Below are 12,508 nucleotides of genomic sequence, written 5' to 3' on the forward strand. Positions count from 1 at the left end.
GAGTAGTTTTACAGGCAAAGCCGAAACGGATGATAACCACCTACTGAAGTAGGTGGTTTAGGGCTGAAAAACAAAAATAGCCCCAACGAAGGGCTATTTTTTGTTTCTGTATTCATACACTGCGCTATCGAGCTCAACTCTCAGACAATATTAATAGTACTCACCGTAGGAACAATCTCGTAAATCGGAAATATTGTAGTTTTTCAAAGAGTTTATTTTAAAGTTGAACACTACCTGTTTACAGACAACGCCTTCGCGATCCGTGTACGTGATAATACCTTCACTGTACGCACGCTGACCATCAGAGGATGTCACGTCAGCAACAAGTTCCAAATGGCCCTTATGCGCGTCTACGCGATTCATCATCTCAAACACATCGACCCACTCTTCGCGATTTGCCATTTGTATTAGCATGGACTTCGCCTGTGTTTCCAACTGCTGGGGGTATACATAATAACGGTTGTAACCAAAGTATGCGCACATAAGTAATAAAACGAGTGCAAATGAGGTTGTTCTTGTCATACAAGCTTCCTCTTGTTGTTATAAAAATCTTGCTTCGTTAATTCAGTATAGGAAGCGAGCAAAGTTTAGGTTATAGAACTTGCCCAAATAACAGAGGACAGTCAGAGACAGTCAATTCTATGACAAGCTCAACAACAAACTTTATTGCACTCTCATCATGGGCTTGAACAAAAATACGCCATAGAGACAGTAAGAAGTAAGAAGGGAAAACTAACCGGAGCGCGGTGATAACAGAAAAGTAAAAGGAGTTTGAAGAAAAAGACAATCCGAGTGAATGTAGTGAGAGCGGAAATCAAGATTAGATTATCCGCCCATCAACTAGGCTCAAATTGTCAGTGACCACAACAACGCGACTCACCGAATTTAAACGTGTTGGTAACTATCTTCGAGAGACTCTGTCTGCGTTGTTTTCTCGCTCACTTCCACTTTAACCGCAGCGACCTTGAACTCAGGGATCTTCGCATGCGGGTCAGTCGCCGTTGTCGTTAAACGGTTCACCGGCGATTCAACAAAGTGGAATGGAATGAACACCACACCTTTTTGAATACGCTTAGTCACAAAGGCATCAATCTCAATGCTGCCGCGACGTGTAGACACCGTCAGACGCTGACCATTACTGATGCCAAGTGCCTCTGCGTCTTCCACGCTCACCATCGCACGAGGGCCAGCAAGATTATCCAACCCTTTGGTTTTGCGCGTCATGGTTCCAGTATGGAACTGCTCAAGTACGCGACCCGTCGTTAACACAAGTGGGTACTCTTCATCTGGCAGCTCAGCCGCATAACGGAACGGTACACCCACCATTTGCCCTTTACCACGAGTAAACTGGGTTTGGTGCATGATGCGAGTACCCGCAGGGTTGTTCTTGTTGCTAGGCCATTGCACACCGTTTGGCGTAATGGCATCCCAACGAAGACCCGCGTATTGAGGTGTCACTCGTGCGATTTCATTAGTGATATCAGACACGCAGTGGTAATCCCAATCACTGCCCATGGCATTGGCGATTTCTTGGATAATCCACCAATCCTCTTTCGCTTCACCCGGCGCCGTGACAACCGGATTCACACGCTGAACACGACGCTCCGTATTGGTGAAGTGCCCCGCTTTCTCTGCAAACGAGCAAGACGGCAGAACCACGTCCGCGTATTGCGCGGTTTCCGTTAGGAAGATGTCTTGAACCACCAAGAAATCGAGCGCCTCTAAACCTTCAATCACATGTGCTTGGTTCGGGTCACTCAATACTGGGTTCTCACCCATGATGTACATACCACGAACGTCACGATGGCAAGCCGCGTCAATGATTTCTGTCAGGGTTAAACCTTGCTCAGAAGGCAGATTTGGCGCATTCCATTCAATCGCAAACTTCTGACGCACAATTGGGTTATATACCTTTTGATAGCCTGGGAAGCTGTTTGGCAAGGCGCCCATATCACACGCGCCTTGCACGTTTGATTGACCACGCAATGGGTTAATACCACCACCTTCAATACCGATGTTGCCACACAGCAGTTGCAAGTTAGCGATAGAACGCACGTTGTCATGACCTGTCGTGTGCTGAGTGATACCCATCGAATAGTAAACAGCCGTACGATCTGCCGTGCCAATCATACGCGCCATTGCTTGAATGTCTTCGGCTTTTACGCCCGTAACCAACTCCACTTTATCGAGGTTATAAGCTGGCGACATCACTTCTTGCAGTAAGGTATCAAAGCCGTCGACACGTTCTTCGATGTACTCTTGATCGTACCAACCGTTCTTGATGATCTGCTGCATGACACCATTTAGGAGCATCACATCCGTACCCGGACGGTGCGCCATATACAGCTCAGCATGCTCTGCCATATCGACACGTTTCGGGTCAGCCACAATCAAGCGAGCGCCGTGGTGACGAATTGCTTGTTTGATGTGTGAAGCGATGATCGGGTGTGCTGATGTGGTATCCGAACCAATAATAAAGATCACATCCGAGTGCTTAATACTTGGGATGTCATTGGTCATTGCACCACTACCCAGTGACGCTTCAAGGCCGGTTACACTCGATGCGTGACACAAACGCGCACAGTGATCGACGTTATTGGTGCCCAGTTCACGACGGACAAATTTTTGGAACGCGTAGTTATCTTCGTTGGTGGTTTTCGCTGAAGAGAAACCCGCCAATGCGTTGCTGCCAAAATCTTGCTTGATGCCAGAGAACTTGTTCGCAATCAGTTGAATCGCCTCTTCCCAACTTGCAGGCTGCAACCAACCGTCTTTACGAATCAATGGCGTGGTAAGACGCTCTTCACTGCCAATGAAGTCAAAACCAAAGCGCCCTTTCACACACAGCATGCCTTGGTTAACCGGCGAGTCACCGCCTTTCACGTAACGAATCGTATTGGTTGCTTCGTCCACGAACATAGTCAACTTACAACCCACACCACAGTATGTACAAATGGTGTCGACCGCTTTCAGATCTTCAGTACGACCTTGCGAACGGTCACGACTATCGACCATCGCACCCGTTGGACACACTTGAACACACGCACCACATTGCACGCAGTTCGAATCGCCCATTAGGGTTAAGCCATTCTTGTTACTTCCAAAGTGTGGACGATCGTCAGGACGTAATGCAGGGCGACCTTGTTTGTCGCACACAAAGTTCAGTACACCGTGCACGGCTTTGTCGCGGCACGCTTGGATGCACTGACCACAACTAATACAGCGGTTGGCATCAAACTCAATAAACTCCGAACTGCGGTCAACTTCGTACTTATGACGCAAGTCTTTCGCACGAAGATCTAACCAATCTTGGTGTGATTTAATCTGCAAGGAGAAGTCAAAGCTTTGCTCAGCTTCATATTCGGTGGAGTAATCACGCAGCGCACAATCGGTATTTGCCTGACAGCCACATTCTAGACAGCGCGCCGCTTCCTTCATCGCTTCTTCGTTATCAAAGCCCAACTCCACTTCAGCGAAGCTTTGCTCGCGTTGTGCTGGAGTCAGCTCAGGCATGATAGAGCGAGCGACTTTTTGGATGTTCTCGAAGTGAAGCGGATCGACTTGAGAGAGCTTCTTCTCTTTACGCGAGTTAAACGCCACCTTTGGCATATCTGCCATATCGCCATTCAAAAACAGGTCAATCGCTTTTGCCGCAACGCGGCCATCACCCACGGCTTCAACTGCCGTTGCAGGACCACGGCGGAAATCACCAATACTGAAGATGTTGCCCGTGCCTGTGTGCATGGTCTTTTCATCTGCATCTGAGGTGTTCCAGCGCGTAAGCGGAATCGACAAGTCTTCGCCCTCTAGGAAGCTCAGATCTGGCTTTTGCGATACTTCCGCAATCACGGTGTCGAACTCTTCGGTAAAGAACTCGCCGGTTGGTTTAGGGCTTCGACGACCAGATGCATCCGGCTCACCCAACGCCATGCGCTCTAGACGAATCGCATTCACGCGTCCGGTTTCATCGGCAAGGTTTTCTACAGGGTTGGTCAAGAAGTGGAATTTCACCCCTTCGTGTTCCGCTTCGACAATCTCGTAGTCTTCTGCCGGCATTTCGTCACGGGTACGACGATAAATCAACGTGGTGTCTGCACCAGCACGACGCGCAGTACGAGCACAGTCAATTGCCGTGTTACCACCACCGATCACCGCGACTTTCTGACCCGTTACATAGTTTTGCTCGGTAACGTAATCTTTAAGGTAATCAACGCCTAAGTAGCAACCTTCAAGGTCGCTGCCTGTGTAATGCATTTCGACCGCTTGAGACGCACCGACAGCCAAACACACCGCGTCGTATTCTTCACTCAATTGAGACAGCGTGAAATCCACACCCAGCTTTTGATTGGTGTGAACTTGCATGCCATTGCGGCACATCAGTTCGATTTCTTTATCGAGAATGTCTTTTGGTAAACGGTATTCTGGGATGCCATAACGCAACCAACCGCCCGCTTTTGGCATGGATTCAAAGACCGTAACGTCGTAGCCTTCATTCGATAGGTAGTAGCCAGCTGTCAGACCACCAGGACCACTGCCGACAACGGCAATGTTCAAACCTTTACTTGGTTTCTTTTCTGGTACGTAGGCTTCATGCGCAGACAAATCCGCATCCGCGGCATGACGTTTTAGCTGACGAATTGCAATAGGCTCATCGACTAACGAACGGCGACATTCGCTCTCACAAAATGCAGGGCATACGCGGCCAATCGATAACGGCATAGGCAGCGTACGCTTAATCACTTCAATCGCTTTTTGATGATCGTTCTGTGCGATGTGATAAAGGTACGACTGGATATCCACGCCCGCTGGACATGCGGTTTTACATGGCGCTTCACAATCGGCGTAATGGTCCGTCATGATGCGGTTAAGTGCTTTTCTGCGGTGCTCGCTTAGTTGTTCTGATTGCGTGACCACATTAAGGCCGCGGTAAACTTCGAGTTCACACGCACGCTTAGTACCGCCACTTTCGACTTCAACTACACACAAGTCACACGGTACTTTTTCATTACTTTTGTTCATTCCGCACAGCGATGGGATCTCGACCCCACACACTTTTGCTGCTTCTAAAAGGGTTAGACCCTCTTCTACAATTCTATATTTTCCATCGATGACAATTTCTATCATGCAACCCCCGCAGCAAAGCAAATCCAAATCTGCACAAGTAAAACCATGCATTCTATAAGGATAATCATTTGTAAGACAAGTTAGTGTGATGTAAAACTTATAAACCACATTTTTCACGTGTCATAAAAAGCGAGGGCTTCTTTCGCTAACTTTCAACACTCGGTGTTTAACAAACGTTTTACTCCCTCGAAAGTGCGAAAACAGAAGGGTTGGACTATTTTGATAATAAGAGTAATAAATGATTGACCTTACCCTTAGGTTAACCTTTAGAATCGAAGGGTTTTCATCATTTTCATCAAACACATGGGAAAGGGTATGCACTTAAAATCGCTGCATACAATCTGGTTAACTCTCTTCACGACGCTAGTGCTATTGGTATCTAGTGTGGCGAACAGTGAGCCGTTGATGAATATTCAAATGATGTCTATTGGCATGGCTCACCATCCTTCTATGATGAGTGACAGCGAACACTGCGGTATGCCTGGCATGATGGACGTCTCCATGACTGACGCTTCTATGTCCGAAGATGGCGATACAAGAGAAACCAGCATGAACTGTGGTGGAGGAGGCTCTGGCATGGTTCATACCTGCTGTACTGCCGCGTGTACGATAGTTTTCGTCCCCCTACCGAATCCTGTCAATAGCCCGATGCCCGTCGTCTATCGCGCAACTATTACTCCTGAAGTTGCTTCCCCAGTCGTACACGTCAGCCGCGACCTGTACCGACCTCCTATAACCTAAATTCGTCCTAGCATTCGACCCTGCGCGTGTATCGCAGGTTGTTTTAATGCGCCTGAACGATGAGGTAACAAGGCTTTACTGTTCCCGCAATAAAATCCGCACCTCCGTCGATCCGGCGAACACTGGATTTAGATTATGGATATCAAACCATACCGCTTAGCTTCACCTATTTTTATGGTGGCTCTGGTCGCTGCGCCAACCTTAGTTAACGCCGCAGGTAAAGAGACGCACGCAGCGCAAAATTCCGCATCAACTGAGCGAGCTTCAACGACCAAGCTTGCCCAACTGATCAACGTCGCTTTGAGTAACGATGGCAATCGTAAGCAATACTCAGCGCAATCTGCTGCCATGCGTGAAACGGGCGTCGCAAGTGCAACCTTGATGGACCCAAAACTGAAAGTGGGTTTTGGTGGCTTGCCTGTCGACAGCTTCAAATTCGATGAAGACCCAATGACCAACATCTCCGTTGGTTTAATGCAACAGTTTGAGCGTGGCTCTACGCTTGATTTGCAACAGAAGAAAGCCAACCAACAAGCCGATGGCCTTGGGCTTCAAGTGCATGCTCGTGAGCTTGAGGTAGCCAACAGCATGACTCAACTTTGGTTAGAGCTTGGTTACCAGCAACGCGCTGAGCAAATCATGCTTGAGAATCGCAAGTTGATGAAGGAGATGGAAAGCTTTATTCAAACCAACTATTCGATTGGTAAGAGTGAAGCGCAAGATCTGCTCAACGCCCAACTTCAAGTCAGTAAGTTGGATGAGAAACTGCAAGCCAACGCACAAATGCAACGTCGTCTTATCTCTCAACTCTCCGAATGGTTGGGGTCAGACTGGTTGGCAAACGAAGAGGCTCTGCACGCGAGCAATCAACTTAATTGGGACACACTGAACAGCAAACTTGCTGCCAGTCAGGGTTCCACCAAGCATTATCAGCAACTCAGCCAACACCCGATGGTTAAGATGGCCGACGTCAGCATTTCTGCCAATAAAACGCAGGTGGAAATTGCTGAGCAAGCCTACAACCCGCAGTTTGGCGTCGAGGTAATGTACGCCTACCGCCAAGCCGACAACATGATGGGTGAGCCAGCATCAGATTTGGTCAGCGCTTACCTCACCATGGACATTCCGTTGTTTACGGGTGACCGCCAAGATCGCAATCTCGCGGCCGCTCAATACCAAGTTGGCGCGGCACAATCACAAAAGGACACCTTACTAACGCAGATGAATGCCAAGGTGAACACTTTGCTGGTTGATCGCGGCAACTTAACCCAGCGTTTAGAACGTTATCAATTCACCTTATTGCCTCAAGCGAAAGCGCGCATTCAAGCCGTTGAGCGAGGTTATCAAAACAACACAGCGCAGTTTAACGATGTGATTTCTGCCACGACTGACGAGTTGGCTCTGCAATTGGAGCAACAACGTCTGCTGACCGATCTCAACATCGCAAACAGCAATTTAGCCACCCTACTCGGTGGTTTCGACTATCAAGTGGCTTCACCGGAAGCTCGCTCTATTTCGACATATTAATTTGTGATTCCCCAAGACAGTTGGGGCTACAGCTAGGCGGCAAACGAGAGAATCCCATGAGCACTTTCCCTTATTAACCAAGGGATCCTCTATGTGATTTGGGCGAACGAGAGTAGGTAACAACGCTGTAGCGTCAAATGTGAAGGGGAAAATAAGGTAAAACAATGAAAACATTAAAAATTGCAACCATCGCGCTGATTGTTGGTGGTGCTTTAGGGTTTGGTGCTAATCATTTTCTTACGGGCTCAACTCATGACATGAGTGCGATGGGTGGCGATTCTGGTGCAAGCTCCAATGATCCGCTTTACTGGGTTGCCCCAATGGATCCAAATTACAAACGCGACAAGCCGGGTAAGTCCCCAATGGGCATGGATTTGATTCCGGTTTACGCAGAAGACCTATCCGGCGAACAAGACGCACCTGGTACAGTGACTATTGACCCTTCAGTAGAAAACAACCTCGGGGTTAAAACCGCAAACGCGACACTACAGCAGTTATCACCACGCATCGAAACCGTTGGTTATATTGCCTTTGATGAAAGTCTGTTATGGCAAACCAACGTTCGTGTGGCAGGTTGGGTAGAAAAACTCTACATCAATGCCGTGGGCGAGAAAGTGAAGAAAGGCGATGTGCTTTTCACGCTTTACTCTCCAGAACTGGTTAAAGCACAAGAAGAATTGCTGAATGCGTTCCGCACTGGCCGCAAAGGTCTTGTAAAAGGCGCGACCGAACGCTTGGTAACGCTTGGTGTTGACCGCGCTCAAATCAAATCCATTACTCGTAGTGGTAAAGCATCGCAAACCATTGAAATCAAAGCGCCTGCTGATGGCGTTATCGCGAGCTTAAACGTGCGTGAAGGTGGCTATTTGTCTCCTGCTCAAGCGGTGATCAGTGCAGGTCCTTTGGACAATGTATGGGTTGATGCGGAAGTCTTTGAGCGTCAAGCACACTGGATGAAAGCGGGTTCTCAAGCCACGATGACCCTTGATGCGATTCCGGGCAATGAATGGCAAGGCGTCGTGGATTACGTGTACCCAATCCTCGATCCGAAAACACGTACGTTGCGTGTGCGTCTTAAATTCCCTAACCCAGATGGCGCATTGAAGCCAAACATGTTCGCCAATATTGCCTTGCAGCCTGTTACTGACGACGCAGTATTAACGATTCCTAAATCATCTGTTATTCGCTCTGGCGGTATGACTCGCGTTGTTCTGGCTCAGGGCGAAGGCAAATACCGCTCAGCTCGAATTGAAGTTGGCCGTGAAGCTGGCGAACAAATCGAAGTATTACAAGGACTTAAACAAGGCGACAAGATCGTTACGTCATCTCACTTCATGCTCGACTCTGAATCAAGCCAGTCGGCAGATCTGTCTCGCATCAATGGTGTAGAAGCAGCGGCAGAAACGGCGTGGGCCAAAGGTGAGATCACGGATGTGATGAAAGATCACCGCATGCTGACCATCAACCACCAACCTGTACCAGAATGGGATTGGCCGGGCATGGTAATGAACTTCACTTTCGCAGATGGCGTTGAAATGGGTGACTTGAAAAAAGGTCAGGCTATCGAATTTGAAATGCAGAAAACAGAATCTGGTCAGTACCAAATCGTTGACTATAAGGCAGACAACAGCGTCATTGCCGCAGAAGTTTGGCTGACTGGTGACATCACAATGCTGATGGCTGATTTTGGCATGATCACCTTAAACCACCTACCGGTTGCAGAATGGAACTGGGATGCGGGTGAGATGAACTTCTCTGTGGGTGAAGACGTTGATCTAACGGGTTTTGAAGAAGGACAGAAAGTTCGGTTTCTAGTTGAAAAACAAGGATCTGACTACGTTCTTAAACAGCTAGTTCCTGCAACAGCAGCCGTCGAGGGTTAATTATGATCAATGCTATTATTCGTTGGTCACTGAGCAACCGATTCCTAGTGTTGGTCGCGACCTTAGCCCTTGTATTAGGCGGACTTTACAGTGTAAAGAATACGCCTGTTGATGCGATTCCGGATCTTTCTGATGTGCAAGTGATCATCAAGACAAGCTATCCGGGTCAAGCTCCTCAAGTCGTCGAAGATCAAGTTACTTACCCGCTCACCACCGCCATGCTTGCCGTGCCGGGTGCTGAGACAGTTCGTGGCTACTCCTTCTTTGGTGACTCTTACGTTTATATCATTTTCAACGATGATACCGACATGTACTGGGCACGTTCACGCGTGTTGGAGTACTTAAGCCAAGTAGCACCAAAGCTACCACCGAACGCAAAACCAACCCTAGGTCCTGATGCAACGGGCGTGGGCTGGGTTTACAGCTACGTATTACAAGACAAAACCGGCAAGCATGATTTGGCGGATCTTCGCAGCCTGCAAGACTGGTTCTTGAAGTACGAATTGCAAACCGTTGATGGCGTTTCTGAAGTCGCGACCGTGGGCGGTATGGTGAAGCAGTATCAAGTGCAGATTGACCCTGCCAAGCTTCGTGCTTACAACCTCACTCTGCAACAAGTGAACATGGCAATCCAAAACGGTAACCAAGAAACCGGCGCGTCCGTTATCGAAGTGGCCGAAGCCGAGCACATGGTTCGTACCACGGGTTACCTAACCAGCATTGAAGACATAAAATCACTGCCGCTAAAAGTCACCGAGAAAGGCACGCCGTTGCTATTAGGAGACATCGCAGACATTAACCTTGGTCCACAAATGCGACGAGGTATCTCAGAGTTGAATGGCGAAGGTGAAGCAGTGGGTGGCGTTATCGTAATGCGCTTTGGCGAGAACGCCAGTGAAGTGATTGCGAAAGTCAAAGACAAACTCGCAGACCTGCAACGCAGCCTACCAGAAGGCGTGGAAATTGTTGCAACCTACGACCGCTCTACCCTTATCGATTCAGCGGTAGAAAACCTATGGAAGAAGCTTGCAGAAGAGTTCATCGTCGTTGCGATTGTGTGCGCGTTGTTCTTATTCCACATTCGTTCTTCATTGGTTATCGCTCTGAGTCTACCGGTCGGTATTCTCACTGCGTTTATCGTAATGCATTGGCAAGGCATCAACGCCAACATCATGTCTTTGGGTGGTATTGCGATTGCCATCGGTGCCATGGTGGATGGTGCAATCGTGATGATTGAAAACGTTCACAAGCACATTGAACGAACGCCACTGACCGACAAAAACCGCTGGCAAGTAATTGGCAAAGCCGCAGAAGAAGTTGGCGCACCGCTGTTCTTCTCGTTGCTGATCATTACTCTTAGCTTCGTACCAGTGTTCGCCTTAGAAGGTCAGGAAGGCAAGATGTTCTCGCCGCTTGCGTTCACTAAGACTTACGCCATGGCAGCGGCAGCAGGTTTGGCAATCACACTCGTCCCTGTACTTATGGGCTACTTCATTCGCGGTAAGGTGTTACCGGAACACAAAAACCCAGTTAACCGTGGTTTGGTCGCGTTGTACCGTCCGCTGTTGAACACCAGCTTGAAATACCCTAAGACCATGATTGTTATCGCATTAGGCCTAATGGCATCGGCTTACTACCCAACCAGTAAACTGGGTAGCGAGTTCATCCCTCCGCTGGATGAAGGCGACTTGATGTACATGCCAACGACCTATCCGGGTATCTCAATTGGTAAGGCGCGCGAGCTTCTACAACAGACCAACAAGCTGATCAAAACCGTTCCAGAAGTGAAAACCGTATGGGGCAAGATTGGCCGAGCTGAGACCGCAACCGATCCAGCACCACTCACCATGATCGAAACCGTGATTCAGTTGAAGCCACGCTACCAATGGCGTGAAGGCGTAACAACCGAGTCACTACGCAAAGAGTTCGACAAACTGGTTCAGTTCCCTGGTCTTACTAATGCTTGGGTAATGCCGATCAAAACGCGTATCGACATGCTGGCAACGGGCATCAAAACCCCTATCGGCATTAAGATCGCCGGACCCGATCTGAAAGTGATTGAGAAGATCGGTTCCCAGCTGGAGCCAATTCTTAATGGCGTACAAGGCACGGCATCGGTTTACGCAGAACGTGTAGCAGGTGGTCGTTATGTCACGATCGACATTAAACGTCGTGCAGCAGCGCGTTACGGCTTGAGCATCAAAGACGTTCAGCAAGTGATCTCCACTGCGGTGGGTGGCATGAATGTGGGTGAAACCATCGAAGGCTTGGAGCGTTACCCAATCAACGTTCGTTACCCACAAGACTACCGTGACTCGGTAGTAAAACTGCAAAACCTGCCGTTAGTGACACCAAATGGCGCCCGTATTGCGCTGGCTGATGTAGCGGACATTCGTTACGAAGACGGCCCTCCGATGATCAAGACAGAAAATGCGCGTCCAAACGGCTGGGTATTTGTCGACATTGATGGGCGTGACCTTGGCTCTTACGTCGTGGAAGCACAGCAAGTCGTGGCCGATCAACTGGAGCTTCCTGCGGGTTACTCGCTGGCTTGGTCTGGTCAATACGAATACATGGAGCGTGCGAAAGACCGCTTGAGCGTCGTGGTGCCAATCACCATCGCCATCATTATGCTGCTGCTTTACTTCAGCTTCCGTCGTGTAGGTGAAGTGATGATCATCATGCTTACCCTACCACTCGCTATGGTTGGCGGTTTGTGGCTTATGCATATCCTCAACTACAACTTCTCGATTGCTGTTGGGGTCGGCTTTATTGCCCTAGCAGGCGTCGCGGTTGAAATTGGGGTCATCATGCTCGTCTACCTCAACCAAGCATGGCACTACAAAAAGCTGGATGCGGAAGAGAGCCAACAGAAGCTTGAGGCGAAAGACCTAACCGATGCCATTCGTGAAGGTGCAGGCCTGCGTGTTCGCCCAGTAATGATGACGGTACTGACGGTCATTATTGGTCTGATTCCGATCATGTACGGCGAAGGGACAGGATCAGAAGTGATGCAACGTATCGCTGCACCAATGATTGGCGGTATGGCATCAGCACTGCTGCTGACGCTGTTAGTGCTTCCAGCCATCTTCAAGCTGTGGAAACAACGTGAGTTGCGCCCAAGCAACTCAACTCCGAGCCAAACAAGCACGCAAACTGGCAACCAAATCGAAAACGCCGCCAGCACAGATCGCACTGGCAACAAGGCTTAATCCCCACCTTCCCCTCAATCA

At 49.0% G+C, this 12,508-nt stretch carries 6 protein-coding genes; 4 read left to right on the forward strand and 2 right to left on the reverse strand.

Annotated features, from left to right (window positions below):
• Positions 1 to 150 precede the first annotated feature (150 nt).
• Positions 151 to 522, reverse strand: coding sequence for a hypothetical protein (locus tag R8O11_RS22675; protein ID WP_005375433.1), 372 nt, complete (start codon positions 520 to 522; stop codon positions 151 to 153).
• 363 nt (positions 523 to 885) lie between these two features.
• The gene (fdhF, locus tag R8O11_RS22680) at positions 886 to 5,124 is read right to left on the reverse strand and encodes a formate dehydrogenase subunit alpha (protein ID WP_318194456.1); all 4,239 of its coding nucleotides are present in this window, start codon (positions 5,122 to 5,124) and stop codon (positions 886 to 888) included.
• A 315-nt stretch (positions 5,125 to 5,439) separates the two neighbouring features.
• On the opposite strand from fdhF, the gene R8O11_RS22685 reads away from it, so the two are divergent.
• The 4 genes from R8O11_RS22685 (at position 5,440) to R8O11_RS22700 (ending at position 12,487) form a co-directional block, all read left to right on the forward strand.
• Complete coding sequence (locus R8O11_RS22685) at positions 5,440 to 5,865, forward strand: hypothetical protein (RefSeq protein WP_258659251.1); 426 nt, start codon at positions 5,440 to 5,442, stop codon at positions 5,863 to 5,865.
• 135 nt (positions 5,866 to 6,000) lie between these two features.
• A complete protein-coding gene (locus R8O11_RS22690; protein ID WP_258659252.1) occupies positions 6,001 to 7,392 on the forward strand; it encodes a TolC family protein in 1,392 nt (463 codons plus the stop codon).
• A 164-nt stretch (positions 7,393 to 7,556) separates the two neighbouring features.
• Positions 7,557 to 9,275, forward strand: coding sequence for an efflux RND transporter periplasmic adaptor subunit (locus R8O11_RS22695; RefSeq protein WP_258659253.1), 1,719 nt, complete (start codon positions 7,557 to 7,559; stop codon positions 9,273 to 9,275).
• Between the two features lie 2 nt (positions 9,276 to 9,277).
• Entirely contained in the window at positions 9,278 to 12,487 is a 3,210-nt protein-coding gene (locus tag R8O11_RS22700) for an efflux RND transporter permease subunit (RefSeq protein WP_318194457.1), read from the forward strand.
• Positions 12,488 to 12,508: the final 21 nt, after the last annotated feature.

It is taken from the genome of Vibrio sp. 1288 (assembly GCF_033344475.1).